13 protein-coding genes are annotated in these 14,488 nt (G+C 71.1%); 8 read left to right on the plus strand and 5 right to left on the minus strand.

What is annotated here, in order from left to right; all coding sequences use genetic code 11:
• Positions 1-19 precede the first annotated feature (19 nt).
• Both G412_RS0126250 and G412_RS0126255 read left to right on the plus strand, forming a co-directional pair.
• Positions 20-1,735 carry a sensor histidine kinase gene (locus G412_RS0126250; protein WP_037649926.1) on the plus strand — a complete coding sequence of 572 codons (1,716 nt, stop codon included), beginning with the start codon at positions 20-22 and terminating at the stop codon, positions 1,733-1,735.
• Between the two features lie 207 nt (positions 1,736-1,942).
• Positions 1,943-3,058, plus strand: coding sequence for a M23 family metallopeptidase (locus tag G412_RS0126255; protein ID WP_028814690.1), 1,116 nt, complete (start codon positions 1,943-1,945; stop codon positions 3,056-3,058).
• A gap of 21 nt (positions 3,059-3,079) precedes the next feature.
• On the opposite strand, the gene G412_RS0126260 is transcribed toward G412_RS0126255, so the two are convergent.
• Positions 3,080-3,946, minus strand: a complete 867-nt coding sequence (locus G412_RS0126260) for an HAD family hydrolase (protein ID WP_028814691.1) — start codon at positions 3,944-3,946, stop codon at positions 3,080-3,082.
• A gap of 334 nt (positions 3,947-4,280) precedes the next feature.
• Between G412_RS0126260 and G412_RS0126265 the strand changes: the two genes are divergently transcribed.
• Both G412_RS0126265 and G412_RS36010 read left to right on the plus strand, forming a co-directional pair.
• On the plus strand, positions 4,281-5,180 hold the full coding sequence (locus tag G412_RS0126265; protein ID WP_028814692.1) for an LLM class flavin-dependent oxidoreductase: 900 nt from the start codon (positions 4,281-4,283) through the stop codon (positions 5,178-5,180).
• 68 nt (positions 5,181-5,248) lie between these two features.
• On the plus strand, positions 5,249-5,947 hold the full coding sequence (locus G412_RS36010; protein WP_037649928.1) for a maleylpyruvate isomerase N-terminal domain-containing protein: 699 nt from the start codon (positions 5,249-5,251) through the stop codon (positions 5,945-5,947).
• 119 nt (positions 5,948-6,066) lie between these two features.
• On the opposite strand, the gene G412_RS0126275 is transcribed toward G412_RS36010, so the two are convergent.
• The 4 genes from G412_RS0126275 to G412_RS0126290 are packed head-to-tail and all read right to left on the minus strand — an operon-like array spanning position 6,067 to position 10,603.
• Entirely contained in the window at positions 6,067-7,008 is a 942-nt protein-coding gene (locus G412_RS0126275) for a MerR family transcriptional regulator (protein ID WP_028814693.1), read from the minus strand.
• A 36-nt stretch (positions 7,009-7,044) separates the two neighbouring features.
• Positions 7,045-7,971: a metal-dependent hydrolase gene (locus tag G412_RS0126280; RefSeq protein ID WP_028814694.1), complete on the minus strand. Its 927-nt coding sequence runs from the start codon at positions 7,969-7,971 to the stop codon at positions 7,045-7,047.
• On the minus strand, positions 7,968-9,737 hold the full coding sequence (locus G412_RS0126285; RefSeq protein WP_028814695.1) for an SDR family oxidoreductase: 1,770 nt from the start codon (positions 9,735-9,737) through the stop codon (positions 7,968-7,970). The genes G412_RS0126280 and G412_RS0126285 overlap by 4 nt, the downstream gene beginning before the upstream one ends.
• Positions 9,734-10,603: a M24 family metallopeptidase gene (locus tag G412_RS0126290; RefSeq protein WP_028814696.1), complete on the minus strand. Its 870-nt coding sequence runs from the start codon at positions 10,601-10,603 to the stop codon at positions 9,734-9,736. The genes G412_RS0126285 and G412_RS0126290 overlap by 4 nt, the downstream gene beginning before the upstream one ends.
• 217 nt (positions 10,604-10,820) lie before the next feature.
• On the opposite strand from G412_RS0126290, the gene G412_RS36015 reads away from it, so the two are divergent.
• The 4 genes from G412_RS36015 to G412_RS0126310 are packed head-to-tail and all read left to right on the plus strand — an operon-like array spanning position 10,821 to position 14,438.
• On the plus strand, positions 10,821-11,891 hold the full coding sequence (locus G412_RS36015) for an ABC transporter ATP-binding protein (protein ID WP_244283229.1): 1,071 nt from the start codon (positions 10,821-10,823) through the stop codon (positions 11,889-11,891).
• Complete coding sequence (locus G412_RS0126300) at positions 11,881-12,792, plus strand: ABC transporter permease (RefSeq protein ID WP_028814697.1); 912 nt, start codon at positions 11,881-11,883, stop codon at positions 12,790-12,792. The genes G412_RS36015 and G412_RS0126300 overlap by 11 nt, the downstream gene beginning before the upstream one ends.
• A complete protein-coding gene (locus G412_RS0126305) occupies positions 12,789-13,700 on the plus strand; it encodes an ABC transporter ATP-binding protein (protein ID WP_028814698.1) in 912 nt (303 codons plus the stop codon). The genes G412_RS0126300 and G412_RS0126305 overlap by 4 nt, the downstream gene beginning before the upstream one ends.
• Before the next feature lie 18 nt (positions 13,701-13,718).
• Entirely contained in the window at positions 13,719-14,438 is a 720-nt protein-coding gene (locus G412_RS0126310) for an ABC transporter permease (protein WP_028814699.1), read from the plus strand.
• The last annotated feature ends 50 nt before the right edge of the window (positions 14,439-14,488 follow it).

Raw genomic sequence — 14,488 nt, forward strand, 5'->3', positions numbered from 1 at the left:
GACTTATTAGGCTCTAGGCATGCCAGTGGAGGACGTGCCGGACCGGAACGACCACCTCGAAGCCGCCACGCGGGCCGCCCGCAGCCTGCAGGGCCTGCCCACCGAACTCACCGCGCGCGTCCCCCAGCTCCTGGAGGCCATGCGGTCCGTCGGTACGGGCCTTGAGCTGCACTCCACCCTCGACCGGATCTGCGAGACCGCAGCCGAGCTCGCCGGCGCCAGGTACGCGGCGATCGGTGTCGTCGACGAAGAGCGCGACGGCCTCGCCGACTTCGTGACGTACGGCATGAGCGAGGAGCAGGTCGCCCGGATCGGGCGGCTGCCCGACGGCCACCACGGGCTGCTGGGAGCGCTGGTCCAGGACCCCGAGCCGGTACTCCTCGGTGATCTGACCACCGCCCCGCGCTTCGCCGGATTCCCCGCGCACCACCCCACGATGGGGACTTTCCTGGGCGTTCCCATCCGCGTACAGGGCGAGATCTTCGGCAATCTCTACCTCGCGGAGAAGCACGGCGGGGCCGGGTTCGACGACTACGACCTGCAGATGGTCCGGGTGCTCGCCACGGAGGCCGGGATCGCCATCGGCAACGCCCGGCTGTACGAGGCGGCGCGCCGGCGCGAGCGCTGGATCGACGGGTCCGTCGCCGTCACCACCGCGCTCCTGTCCGGCACAGACGCCGACGAGGCGCTCACCGTCGTCGCGGAACAGGCCCGCCGTCTCGCCGACTCGGCCGCCGGAATAGTGCTCCTGCCCGCCGAGGGGGGCGGCCTGGAGATCGTGGCTGTCTCGGCCGACGATCCGTCCGAGTCGCTCGGCGTGGTCATCCCGCCACACAGCCCGGTCGTGGCGCGGCTCCTGGCCGGCAAGGCGGTGTTCATCGGCGACTCGGCGAGCGACCCGCGCCTGATCACGAGACTGGCCAGGCGGTACGGGCCCAGCATGCTGCTGCCGCTGCACAGCGGCGGCCGGGTGCTCGGCGCCCTCGCCACACCCCGCGCGCGGGGCGCGAAGCCGTTCACGGAGGCGGAGCGGACACTGGCCGCGCAGTTCGCGTCGCAGGCCGCGCTCGCGCTGATGATGGCGGAGACGCAGCGGGACCGGGAGCGGCTCGCGGTGTACGAGGACCGCGACCGGATCGCCCGCGATCTGCACGACCTGGTCATCCAGCGGCTGTTCGCGACCGGGCTGATGCTGGAGAGCGCGCAGCGCAGATCCGTGGTGCCCGAGGTGCGGACGGGGGTGGGCAGGGCGGTGGATGAGCTGGACGTGACGATCCAGGAGATCCGTACGGCGATCTTCGCGCTCCAGCAGGGCCCGGCCGAGGCGCCTTCGGGGCTGCGTACACGCGTACTGCGGGAGATCAACATGGCGGCCGTGCCGCTGGGCTTCAAGCCCGGACACCACTTCGTCGGCCCCGTGGACTCGCTGGTCGGCGAGCTCACCGGCAAGAACCTCATCGCGGCGCTGCGCGAGGCGTTGTCCAACGCCTTCCGGCACGCGCGTGCCTCCCGTATCGAAGTCGTCGTGGACGCCACCGCCGAACTGGCGGACGGGAGCCGCGGGGTACGTCTCTCGGTCGCGGACGACGGGGTCGGCATCCCGCAGGGCGGCCGGCGCAGCGGGCTGCGCAACCTCAAGCGGCGGGCCGAGTCACTGGGCGGTACGAGCCGGTGCGGGCCAGGGCTCGGTGAGGACGGCGGGGGCACGACGGTGGTGTGGGAGGCGCCACTGTAGAAGCGGTGAGCGATCTCTGCGGGAGCCGGTGCGCGATCCGCTGCGCAGCTCCCTGCGCGATCTTCTGCGGAGCCGTCGCGTGATCCCGCTGCGGGCGGCTGCTCGGGCACGGCTGAAGGCCCTTGGGTAGGCCGGATGGCGGGACGACACCCCGGTGGCGTGACCTTGGTGCACGCGATCGGCGGGTGGCCAAGACACCATCCGTGGATGCACCTCGGACCCTGCCAACGGCTGCTCGTGCCGGTGCTGTGCGTGCTTCTGGGCCTTGCCGCGCCTGCCGCCGCAGCTTCCGCCGCAGCCGTACTCGCCGCTCCCGCGCCCGCAGTCGCCCACTCCGCCGCGTCGGCCGTTCCCGCCGGTGACGCCTCCCCCGACGGACCCGTCATCGGCGCCCGGGTGGCGCGGCTGTACGAACAGGCCGCCCGCGCCTCCGCGACGTACGAGCAGGGCAGGCGCGCGGCGAAGGAACAGCGGGCGAAGGCGCTGCGCCTGGAGCGGCTGCTCGCGCGCGAGCGCAAGGAGATCGAGAGGCTGCGCGGGGACGTGGGCAGGGTCGCGCGCGCCCAGTACCGCGCCGGCGGCGGCGGGATCGCGTACACGGCGAAGCTGCTGCTCGCGGACGACCCGCAGGAACTGATGGACGGTCACCGCCTCGCCCGGCAGGCCGAGCTCGCCGTGTCCCGCATGCTGGACCGGGCAAGACGCGCCGAACACAGGCTCGCCGAGGGCGAGCGGCTGGCGAGCGCCACCTGGCTCGACCTCGACGCCCGTACGGAGCAGCTCGCGTCGGTCAAGCGGGCCATCACGGCGAAGCTCGAAGACGCCCGGTGGAAGCTTCAGGGCGAGGCGGACCGCAGCGTCGCGGCGGGGCGCTGCGCCGGCGCCGTACGCGTGGACGAGCGGGGACCGCGCACTTCGCGCGCGTGGGTGACGCCTGTCGAGGAGTACGAGCTGTCCGCCGCGTTCGGCGGTGCCGGCGCCCGCTGGAGGAACCGGCACACCGGGCAGGACTTCGCCGTGGACATCGGCACACCGGTGCGCGCCATCGGCAAGGGCCGTGTCGTCTCGGTCTCCTGCGGCGGCGGTTTCGGGATCGAGGTGGTGATCGGACACCCGGACGGCTACTACTCGCAGTACGCGCACCTGGCCGGAGTCATGGTCGACCAGGGGGAGCGGGTGCGTACCGGCCAGTGGATCGGGCAGGCCGGTACGACCGGCAACTCCTCTGGGCCGCACCTGCATTTCGAGGTACGGCTCACTCCCCACCTGGGGTCGGGGATCGACCCGGCGCCTTGGATGCGCGAGCGCGGGGCGGGATTCTGAGGGCCCCGCGCCGCTGCGTGGTTACAGGGCGGCCAGGATCCGTTCGATGACCACCGCGACGCCGTCGTCGTTGTTCGCGACCGTACGGCCGGACGCCGCTGCCACCACGTCCGGGTGCGCGTTGCCCATGGCGTACGACGTGCCCGCCCAGGCCAGCATCTCCACGTCGTTCGGCATGTCCCCGAAGGCCACGACCTCGGCGGGCGAGATGCCGCGCTCCGCACAGCACTGCGCCAGGGTGCTGGCCTTGGAGACGCCGTAGCCGCTGATCTCCAGCAGGGCGGTCGGGCTGGACCGGGTAACGGACGCACGCTTGTCCGTGGTCGCGCGGGCGAGGGTGAGGAAGTCGTCGGGGGACAGCTCGGCGTGGTGGGCGAGCAGCTTGACGACCGGGGCCCCGGAGCCGGGGGTGCCCTCCGCGAGGAGCTTTTCGGCGGTGGCCACGGTCGCGCCCGGGTCGAGGTGGAAGGGCGGGTATCCGGGTTCGTAGTGGATGCCTGTGGCGAGCTCGACCGCGAAGGAGGTGCCGGGAGCGGCGGCGCGCAGCGCGAGCACGACGGCGAGGGCGTCCTCGCGGGCCAGCGGGCGGACCTGGATCAGCTTCCCGCCCGCGTGCAGGTCGACGACGGCGGCGCCGTTGGCGCAGATCGCCAGGCCATGGCCGTGGACGTGGTCGCTGACGACGTCCATCCAGCGGGCCGGGCGGCCGGTGACGAAGAAGACCTCGATGCCGGCCCGTTCTGCGGCGGCGAGCGCGGCGATCGTACGGTCCGACACGGACTTGTCGTCACGCAACAGCGTGCCGTCCAGGTCGGTCGCGATCAGCCGTGGGGTGGTGGTGCCGGCCGGGGCCGGCCGGGCCTGCTGAGGGTCGGTAGCTGAGGTCACAGATCCATCTTCCCGTACGGGATGCACGGGCGTGCGACGGGGCGCACATCTGAGATCCACCGGGAAGCGGCCCGCCGGGCCCATCCGGGAGGGCCTCCCCGCGATCGGCGAGGGCCGGGCATCCATCGCGATTGGTGAGGGGGACCCCGCGATTGCCCGACCCCGCGCCTGCGCGGACCGAGAGCTTCCCGGTCCGCAAGGAGAACGCGATCGCCGGTCTGCGCGAGGATCGCCGGTCTGCGCGAGCCGGCGGCCGGGCTGAGCGAGGAGCTGATCGAGGAGGGACCCTCAGGACCCGCCCCAGCACGGACGGGGTTCCACGTAGGGTCGGGGGATGCGCTTGAGTACCGTCATACTTCCCATCCGCCGTTGGTCGCAGGGCGGCCGTGACGCCTGGCAGCGGGCCGAGCAGCTCGGCTTCCACACTGCGTACACGTACGACCACCTGTCCTGGCGGACCTTCCGCGACGGCCCGTGGTTCGGCGCCGTGCCGACCCTGACCGCCGCCGCCGGCGCGACCTCGCGCATGCGTCTTGGCACGCTCGTCACCTCGCCGAACTTCCGGCACCCCGTGACCCTCGCCAAGGACCTGATCACGCTGGACGACGTGTCCGGCGGCCGCATGACCCTCGGCATAGGCGCAGGCGGCAACGGGTTCGACGCCACCGCACTCGGCCAGGAGCCCTGGACGCCGCGCGAGCGCGCCGACCGCTTCGGTGAGTTCCTGCCGCTCCTGGACCGGCTGCTCACCGAGCCCGCCGTCACCCACGCGGGCACGCACTACTCCGCCGTCGAGGCCCGCAACATCCCCGGCTGCGTTCAGGGGCCGCGGCTGCCCTTCGCCGTCGCCGCGACCGGCCCGCGCGGGCTGAAGCTCGCCGCCCGGTACGGCCAGGCCTGGGTGACCACGGGCGACCCGAAGGTCTCCGAGTCCGGTACGCCGGCCGAGTCGCTGGAGGCCATCCGCGGCCAGATCACCAAGCTGGGCGCCGCCTGCGCCGACATCGGCCGGGACGCCGGCGAGCTCGACAAGATCCTGCTCACCGGCTTCACCCCGGAGCGAAGCGGGCCGCTGGAGTCCCTCGACGCCTTCGTCGACTTCGCGGGCAGGCACTTCGCCCTCGGTTTCACCGAGATCGTTCTCCACGCCCCGATGCCCGACTCGGACTTCGCGGCCGACGAGAAGGTCTTCGAGCGGATCGCGACAGAGGGGCTCGCTCAGCTCGGTGCCTGAGGTTCCGGGCCTGGGAGGGCGTGCGTTTTCGCGCCGGAGGTCGTTCCGGGATGCCTAGGCTGGTTCGTATGGACGGGGAAACGGTTTTGGCGGCCTTCAGGGCCGAGTCGCAGCGCTTGTACGAGAAGGTCTGCGGAATCCCGGAACGGGAGTGGGAGCGGCCGAGCCCGTGCGACCCCTGGACCGTGCGCGAGGTGTTCGCCCACCTGACGACCGCCGTCGGCCGGGTCGGCGACATGCTGGCGGAGCCCGAGCCCGAGCCGTCGGAGGTGCTGGTGACGGCCGCCGGTTACTACGCGCCGGACGAGCGCTTTTCGCCGCGCGTCAACGGCGTACGGGTCGGCGCGGCCCAGGAGTCCGCCGCCGTGTACGACGACGGCCGGGCTCTTGCCGAGCACTTCGACGCCGTCTGGCGGGCTGTCGCCGCCGCCTGCGCCAAGGAGCCGCCGGATCGCCAGGTCCGTACCCGGCACGGTGACCCGATGCTGCTGTCCGACTTCCTCGTCACCCGCGTCGTCGAGGTGTGCGTGCACGGCTTCGACGTGGCCGCGGGGCTCGGCCACCGGCCGTGGGCGACCGGCGAGGCGGCGGACGTGGTGGCGCGACTGCTGCTGGACGGGCGACCGTACGACAAGCCGGTGGTGGTGGCGGGGGCCGGCTGGGACCGTACGACGTTTCTGCGCAAGGCGACCGGGCGGCTGCCGATGTCCGCCACCGAACGCACGGCGGCCGAGCGGCACGGGCTGCGCCCGCTGACGTTGGGCTGAGGCTCCGGTCGCAGAGACGAGCGTCACGCCAATCGTGTGGGCGGCCCAGGTTTGATCCACAGGTAAGTAGCGTTCTCCACAAGGGAATTGAGCTGCCTGTGGATAACTTCCCAGTGATATCAAGGCGTTTGGTCAACTGCGCCTGCTTTAAGGTGATGTGAGGCAAGTGCGTCCAATGTTCTTGCCTGTACCTCTCGTTCGGTGGCCGCGGCGACGAAGGCCGCAGCGTTGCCCGGTCCAACCAGACTCCGTACGGCCCGCATTGTCTCCTCGGGGAGTGCCACCGTGGTGGGCTCGGAGTCCGTCACGGGCGGAGCACCTGCACCGAGGTGCTGCTGGAGATGGCGGGTGGCGAACAGCCGCATGGCGCGGGCCAGTTCCGCGTCGACCGTCTGCTGGGCGAGCGGCCGCAGCCGCCGTACCAGCGTCGCCGCCTCCGCAGCGTCGGCGTCCGTCGGCGGGCGGTGGCCGAGGTAGCGGGCGAAGACGTGCTCGGTCGTGAACTCCAGGAACCGGGCGGCGATGTGCTCCACCTGGCCGCGAAGTTCCCGCAGGTGACCGGAGATCGCGGGCAGCGGAACACCCGCCGCGTGCAACTCGACCGCCACCGCCAGCTCTTGTGGCGACGGTACGAGGAACTCGTCGTCCCGTCCCGGAATGCGCTCCAGCACCCCGAGCTCCACCGCCTCCTCCACCGCGTCGTCGTCGGGCTTCCCGCCGAACCGCTCGTCCAGCTCGGCCCGCGAGATCCGGTCGGCTTCCTCGTCCGTCCACGGACCGCTGACCTCGGTGACAAGCCCGAGCACCCCGCCGAGGCCCTTCCCCGCGTCCCACGCCTCCAGCAGCTCCTTGATGCTGGCCAGGGTGTAGCCGCGTTCGAGGAGGCCGGCGATCTGGTGGAGCCGGGCCAGATGCGTGTCCCCGTACACATTGGACCTGCCGCGCCGCTGGGGCCTGGGCAGCAGCCCGCGGTCCTGGTAGGCGCGGATCGTACGGACCGTCGCGCCGCTCAGGTGCGCGAGGTCCTCGATCCGGTACTCGGCCGCCGGCTGCCCGGACATGCTCACGCCTTCGCTCCCCACAGCCCGTCCCCTCGCCTATGACAGGGCCGCCCGCCCCACCGCGCCCGCCGCCGCCCGGGCCGCGGGCGAGGTCGCGAGGTACTCGACGGCCTTGCGCAGCGAGCCTTCCTGCGAGGGATGGTACGACCGCCGGAAGTAGCGCGGTATCGCGGATCCCAGTTCACGCCAGGTCGGCAGCAGGCCCTTGGCGACCGCCCTGTTGTGCTCGCGCAGCGAGTACCGCAGCCGGCCCGCGAGCTGCGGGTCGTGGCGTATCAGATACGCCGCGCCCCACACCCACAACCACAGCAGCACGGGGGCGACCACCACCATGCCCTCGACGCGGCGGGCGTACCGGGGCAGCCCCGCGCCGCCGCAGTGCTGGTACATGTCGAAGGCCACCGCCCGGTGCTCGACCTCCTCGGCGCCGTGCCAGCGCAGCAGGTCGAGCATCACGGCGTCCGGGTCGGCGTGGTCGAGGCCCTCGGCGTGCAGCACCCAGTTCCCCAGGACCGCGGTGAACTGTTCGATCGCGGCGACCAGCGACAGCCGGAAGCGCAGCCATTCCCGCGCCGGCACCGGCACGCCGAAGGGAGGGGCCTCACCGAGGAGCTTCTCGAAGAGGAAGTCCACGTGCTTCGTGTACGCGCCGGTGTCCAGGTTCTGCCCGGCCAGGTGGTTCAGCACGTACGCGTGCTGCACGCTGTGGGTCGCTTCCTGACCCATGAACCCCTTGACGTCCTTGAGCAGTTCCGGATCACGGACCAGGGGCAGTGCCTCCTTGAAGACCCTGACGAACCACCGCTCCCCCGCCGGCAGCAGCAGGTGCAGGACGTTGATCACATGCGTGGCGGTGGGCTCGTCCGGTATCCAGTGCAGCGGCGTATCGCGCCAGTCGAAGGAGACCCGGCGTGGTGCGATGACCTGCTTCTGATCGAACTCTGCGCTCTCCTCGGTGCTCACAGCGGCGGCTCCATCCGGGCGATCGCGCGCAGGGTCCTCGGTGCGAAGCGCGACAGGAAGTGGGCGCCGCGCGCCTCGGGGGTCACCGGCACGACCGCCTGGTTGCGTACGACGGCCTTCAGGACCGCGTCGGCCACCTTCTCCGGCGGGTAGTTGCGCAGTCCGTACAGGCGGGCGGTCTTCTGCTGCCTGCGCTTCTCCTCGTCCGCCGAGACCCCGGCGAACCGTGCGGTCGAGGTGATGTTGGTGTTCACGAAGCCGGGGCAGATCGCGCTGACCCCGATGCCCTGCCCGGCGAACTCCGCCCGCAGGCATTCGCTCAGCATCAGCACCGCCGCTTTCGACGTGCTGTACGCGGGCAGTGCCTTCGACGGCTGGTACGCCGCCGCGGAGGCGGTGTTGACGATGTGGCCGCCCTGGCCGCGGTCGGCCATCTGCCGGCCGAAGAGGCGGCAGCCGTGGATGACGCCCCACAGGTTCACATCGAGGACCTTCTTCCAGTCCTCGGGCGTCGTGTCGAGGAAGGAGCCGGACATGCCGATCCCGGCGTTGTTGACCAGGACGTCGACGATTCCGTACTCGGTGGCGACCTTCTCGGCGAGCTTCTCCATGGCCTGCTCGTCGCTGACGTCGACCGTCTCCGCCCACGCCTTCGGGGCTCCGATCAGCCGTGCCATCTCCGCCGTACGGGCCGCGCCCTCGGCGTCCCGGTCGACGGCCACGATCCGCGCGCCCGCCTCGGCGAACGCGTAGGCGGTGGCCCGCCCGATGCCGCCGGCCGCGCCCGTCACCAGGACGAGCTGCCCGCCGAACCGGTCGGCGTACGGTCCGCCCGCCGCGGTGCTCCGGGGTGCCACTCCGGCCGCGGTGTCCTCGTTCGCCGTGACGAACTCGGTGATCCACGCCGCAAGCTGGTCGGGCCTGGTGCGCGGAATCCAGTGCTTGGCGGGCAGCGAGCGCCGCACCAACTGCGGGGCCCACTGCTCCAGTTCGTCGTACAGCCGCGGTGAGAGGAAGATGTCGCCGGTCGGCGTGATGAGCTGGACCGGTGCGTGGGCGTACGCGTCGGCGCGCGGCCTGCGCAGCCGGGCGCGGACGTTGTCCCGGTAGAGCCAGGCGCCGTGCGCCGCGTCCTGCGGCAGCGAGGCCGTCGGGTAGTCACCGGCCGGCACCTTCTCCACCCGCTGGAGAATCTTGGGCCACTGCTTGCCGAGCGGCCCGCGCCAGGCCAGCTCCGGCAGCACGGGCGTGTGCAGCATGTACACGTACCAGGACTTGGCGCCCTGCCCGAGCAACTGGGCGGCCCTGCGCGGGGTCGGCCGGGCCATCCGCTTCTTGATCCAGTGCCCGAAGTGGTCCAGGGACGGGCCGGACATCGACGTGAAGGAGGCGATCCTGCCCTCGGTGCGCTTGACCGTCACGAACTCCCAGGCCTGCACGGACCCCCAGTCGTGCCCGACCAGGTGCACCGGCTTGCCGGGGCTCACCGCGTCCGCGACCGCCAGGAAGTCGTCCGTCAGCTTCTCCAGCGTGAAGCCGCCGCGCAGCGGCTTGGGCGCGCTCGACCTGCCGTGTCCGCGTACGTCGTAGAGCACCACATGGAAGTGCTCGGCGAGCCGCGCGGCGACCTGGGCCCACACCTCCTTGCTGTCCGGATAGCCGTGCACCAGCAGTACGGTCGGCCGCGCCGTGTCGCCCAGCTCGGCGACGCACAGCTCGACTCCGCCCGTACGCACCCACCGCTCGGTGGCTCCCTCGATACTCACGCCGACTTCTCCTCTGCCCAGCGCCGCACGTGCGGCAGATCGTCGTCGAGCCAGAACGCGCTCTGCTCGGGGTCCCTGGAGTCCGTCACCACCAGGATCTCTTCGAACTTGACGCCCGTACCCCGGAACCCGAGGTGCGGTTCGACCGCCCACAGGCCCGGCTGGGGCGGGTGGTCGGAGAAGGTGTACGGGCTCCACAGCGGCGACCAGCCGTCGCGGTGCCCGTGCAGCGCGTCGCTCGCCAGCCCTTTGAGCGACTGCGTGCCGAACCCGAAGAGATGCGGCGACCAGCGGCGCTCCTTCACCCGGTCGACCTTGTGGGCGATGACGCCGAAGGGGTACGCGCGATGCCGGTTGGCGTATCCCTGGCGGGTCATGAGCCGCTCGACGTCCTCGTAGATCTCCCGCAGCGGCCGGCGCTCGCGCACCTCGCGAAGGATCAGCTCACGGTGCGGTTCGAGATCGGCGAGGAGCTTGTCGTGCACCGGGTTGAGGCCGAGGCATCCGGAGTAGCCGATGTCGGCCGTGAAGCCCTTGTGGACCGGGGCCATGTCGAGGATGAACGGCATCCCCGCCTTCAGCCGCCGGTTCGTGGGGAAGAACTGCAGCGGCACCCGGAAGTTCACGAAGGCCGTACGGTCCCCGAACCAGGCGAAGGGCAGGTGGAACCAGTCCTTCACCCCTCGCTCCCGCAGCCAGTCGCGCTGCATCCGCGCCGCCTCGCGCTCCGTCACCCCCGGCTTGAGCTGGGCCGCGACGGCTTCCGCGCAGGCGTAGGCGAGGCGCTGCACCTCCCTGAACCCCCGCAACTGCGCGGTGAGTTCGCTCTGCGGCGCAGAGACTGCTGAGACTGCTGCTGAGGCCATGCCACCTGTCCGTCCCGTGTCGCGGTACGCGCTCGTAACTTGACACTGATGAATGTGACAATGCCCGGCGGCGACGTCAAGGGGTCTGCGTTACCTGTGGAAACTTGATGAGGCGGCCGGTGCCCCCTACGGGCCCGTACGCCTGGAGTCGGACACGGATCCAGCCGTCTGGTCTGACGCCCGGTGTGGTCCCCGCCACTACCTTCGAAACGTGACTGTGATCGCGACCGAAAGCCTGAGCAAGCGGTTCCCGAGGGTGACCGCTCTTGACCGGCTCTCGTTGGACATCGGACCCGGTGTAACCGGCCTGGTGGGCGCCAACGGAGCCGGCAAGTCCACCTTGATCAAGATCCTGCTGGGTCTGTCCCCCGCCACGGAGGGCACGGCCGCCGTGCTCGGCCTGGACGTCGCCACCCGTGGCGGCGCCATCCGCGAGCAGGTCGGCTACATGCCCGAGCACGACGCGCTGCCACCCGACGTCTCGGCCACCGAGTTCGTCGTCCACATGGCGCGCATGTCGGGGCTCCCGCCGACCGCCGCGCGAGAGCGCACCGCCGACACCCTGCGCCACGTCGGCCTGTACGAGGAGCGCTACCGCCCCATCGGCGGTTACTCGACCGGCATGAAACAGCGCGTGAAGCTGGCCCAGGCCCTGGTCCACGACCCGAAACTGGTCCTCCTCGACGAGCCGACCAACGGCCTCGACCCGGCCGGCCGCGACGAGATGCTCGGCCTCATCCGCCGCGTCTACACCGACTTCGGCATCTCGGTCCTGGTCACCTCGCACCTCCTCGGCGAGCTGGAGCGCACCTGCGACCACGTCGTCGTCATCGACGGCGGCACGCTGCTGCGCTCCAGCTCCACCAGCGACTTCACGCAGACCACCACCACCCTCGCCGTCGAAGTGACCGACAGCGACACCCACCCGGACGGCACGCGCGCCCTGCGCGAGGCACTGACCGCCGCCGGAGCGAAGCTCCACGCGCGCGTGGAGGACGGTCTGCCGGGCGCCGGTCACATCCTGCTCGTCGAAGCGACCGGCGAGCAGACGTACGACCTCGTGCGGGACACCGTCGCCGACCTGGGAGTCGGGCTCGTACGGATGGAACAGCGCCGGCACCACATCGCGGAGGTCTTCCGCACCGACGAGCACGCGCAAGCAGGCACAGACGCAGCCGACGAGGCCCGTGAGCCCGTCGCCGCCGCACAGCACGCCGCACAGCACGCCGCGCAGCACCCCGTTCAGCAGGCCGCGCAGCAGAAGGGAGACGGCCGCGATGGCATCTGACCTCACGACACCGCCGGGCACGACCGACCCGACCCGTATCCACAACATCGGCTACCGGTCGTACGACGGACCCCGCCTGGGCCGCGCGTACGCACGCCGCTCGCTCTTCTCGCAGTCTCTGCGCGGCGCGTACGGACTGGGCCGCAGCGCCAAGTCCAAGGTGCTGCCGATGATCCTCTTCGCGGTGATGTGCCTGGTCGCGGCGATCATCGTCGCGGTCGCCGTGGCCGGCCCCGGCATGACCGACCTGCCGGTGAAGTACACGCGGTACGCGATCGTCATGCAGGCCGTCATCGGCCTCTACCTCGCCTCCCAGGCCCCCCAGTCCGTCTCGCGGGACCTGCGCTTCAAAACCGTCCCGCTGTACTTCTCACGCCCCATCGAACGCGTCGACTACGTCCTCGCCAAGTACGCGGCGATGGCGTCGGCCCTCTTCATCCTCACGGCGACGCCCCTGGTGATCCTGTACGCCGGTGCGCTGCTCGCCGAATTCGACTTCGCGGACCAGACGAAGGCGTTCGCACAGGGGCTGGTCTCCGTGGCACTGCTGTCCGTACTCTTCGCCGGCCTCGGCCTGGTGATGGCCGCCCTCACCCCGCGCCGCGGCTTCGGTGTCGCCGCCGTCATCGCCGTACTGACCATCTCGTACGGCGCTGTGTCCACGGTCCAGGTGATCGCCTGGGACCAGGGTTCCACCGGGGCGGTCGAGTGGCTGGGCCTGTTCTCGCCCCTCACGCTGATCGACGGCGTACAGACCGCCTTCCTCGGCGCCACCTCAGCCTTCCCCGGAGGGGAAGGCCCCTCGGCCGGCAGCGGCGTGGTCTACCTGCTCGCCGTCCTCGCGCTCATCGCCGGCTCGTACGCCGTGCTGATGCGCCGCTACCGAAAGGCCGGCCTGTGACCACCATCGACATCGACCACACCTCGCGCTGGTTCGGCAATGTGGTGGCCGTCAACGACATCACCATGCGCGTCGGCCCCGGCGTGACCGGGCTGCTCGGCCCCAACGGCGCCGGAAAGTCCACCCTGATCAACATGATGGGCGGCTTCCTCGCCCCTTCGACCGGCACCGTCACCCTCGACGGGAAGCCGATCTGGCGCAACGAGTCCGTCTACAAGGAGATCGGCATCGTGCCCGAGAGGGAGGCGATGTACGACTTCCTCACCGGCCGCGAATTCGTCGTCGCCAACGCCGAGTTGCACAGCCTGACCGCCGGGGCGGCACAACAGGCGCTCGCGACCGTCGAGATGGAGTACGCGCAGGACCGCAAGATCGCGACGTACAGCAAGGGCATGCGCCAGCGCGTGAAAATGGCGTCCGCGCTCGTCCACAACCCGTCGGTGCTGCTCCTGGACGAGCCGTTCAACGGCATGGACCCGCGCCAGCGCATGCAGCTCATGGACCTGCTGCGGCGGATGGGCGCCGAGGGCCGCACCGTCCTCTTCTCCTCCCACATCCTGGAGGAGGTCGAACAGCTCGCCTCGCACATCGAGGTGATCGTCGCCGGCCGGCACGCCGCCTCCGGTGACTTCCGCAAGATCCGCCGCCTGATGACGGACCGCCCGCACCGCTACCTCGTACGGTCCAGCGACGACCGCGCCCTCGCCGCGGCACTCATCGCGGACCCCTCCACGGCCGGCATCGAAGTGGACCTGGCGGAAGGGGCGCTGCGCGTCCAGGCCGTCGACTTCGGCCGGTTCACGGCCCTGCTCCCGCAGGTCGCCCGCGCGCACGGCATCCGGCTGCTGACGGTCTCGCCCTCCGACGAGTCGCTCGAATCGGTCTTCTCCTACCTCGTAGCGGCCTGAAAGGAGCTTGCAGCGATGATCTACGAACCCACAGTCGCCCGGCTCACCTACCGGGCCCTCCTCGGCCGCCGCAGGGCCGCCATCCTCTTCGTCCTGCCCGCCCTGCTGATCGCCATCTCCGTCTCGGTGCGGCTGCTCGCGGGCGCGGACGACCAGATCGCGTCCGACGTCCTGGGCGGCTTCGCGATCGCCACGATGATCCCGCTGATCGGCGTGATCGCGGGCACCGGCGCGATCGGACCGGAGATCGACGACGGCTCGATCGTGTATCTGCTCGCCAAGCCGGTGAAGCGGTCCACGATCATCTTCACCAAGCTCATCGTCGCGATCGCCGTGACGATGGCCTTCTCGGCGATCCCCACGTTCGTCGCGGGCCTGATCCTCAACGGCAACGGCGGGCAGATCGCCATCGCGTACACGGTCGCGGCGCTGGTCGCGTCGATCGCCTACAGCGCGATCTTCCTGCTGCTCGGTACGGTCAGCCGCCACGCGGTGGTCTTCGGCCTCGTCTACGCGCTGGTCTGGGAGACGCTCTTCGGCAGCCTCGTTCCGGGCGCGCGCACGCTCAGCGTCCAGCAGTGGGCGCTGTCCCTGGCGGAACGTATCGGCGCGAACGGCACGATCACCTCGGACGTGGCCCTGCCGACGGCAGTGGTGCTGCTGGCGGCGGTGACGGCGGCGGCGACCTGGTACGCGGGCCAGAAACTCCGCACGCTCAAGCTCGCCGGCGAGGAGTAACCGGACCCGCCTTGTCCATCAGCCCCCCGTCGGACAGACGGGGGGCTGAT

Origin of the sequence: Streptomyces flavidovirens DSM 40150 (assembly GCF_000429085.1) — a bacterium.
Taxonomy (GTDB): Bacteria; Actinomycetota; Actinomycetes; order Streptomycetales; family Streptomycetaceae; genus Streptomyces; species Streptomyces flavidovirens.

Excerpts from the sequence above, each read along its gene's own strand:
- G412_RS0126275 (WP_028814693.1), bottom strand. The coding sequence starts at position 7,008 with ATGTCCGGGCAGCCGGCGGCCGAGTACCGGATCGAGGACCTCGCGCAC.
- G412_RS0126250 (WP_037649926.1), top strand. The coding sequence starts at position 20 with ATGCCAGTGGAGGACGTGCCGGACCGGAACGACCACCTCGAAGCCGCC.
- G412_RS36010 (WP_037649928.1), top strand. The coding sequence starts at position 5,249 with ATGGACGGGGAAACGGTTTTGGCGGCCTTCAGGGCCGAGTCGCAGCGC.
- G412_RS0126290 (WP_028814696.1), bottom strand. The coding sequence starts at position 10,603 with ATGGCCTCAGCAGCAGTCTCAGCAGTCTCTGCGCCGCAGAGCGAACTC.
- G412_RS0126300 (WP_028814697.1), top strand. The coding sequence starts at position 11,881 with ATGGCATCTGACCTCACGACACCGCCGGGCACGACCGACCCGACCCGT.
- G412_RS0126265 (WP_028814692.1), top strand. The coding sequence starts at position 4,281 with ATGCGCTTGAGTACCGTCATACTTCCCATCCGCCGTTGGTCGCAGGGC.
- G412_RS0126255 (WP_028814690.1), top strand. The coding sequence starts at position 1,943 with ATGCACCTCGGACCCTGCCAACGGCTGCTCGTGCCGGTGCTGTGCGTG.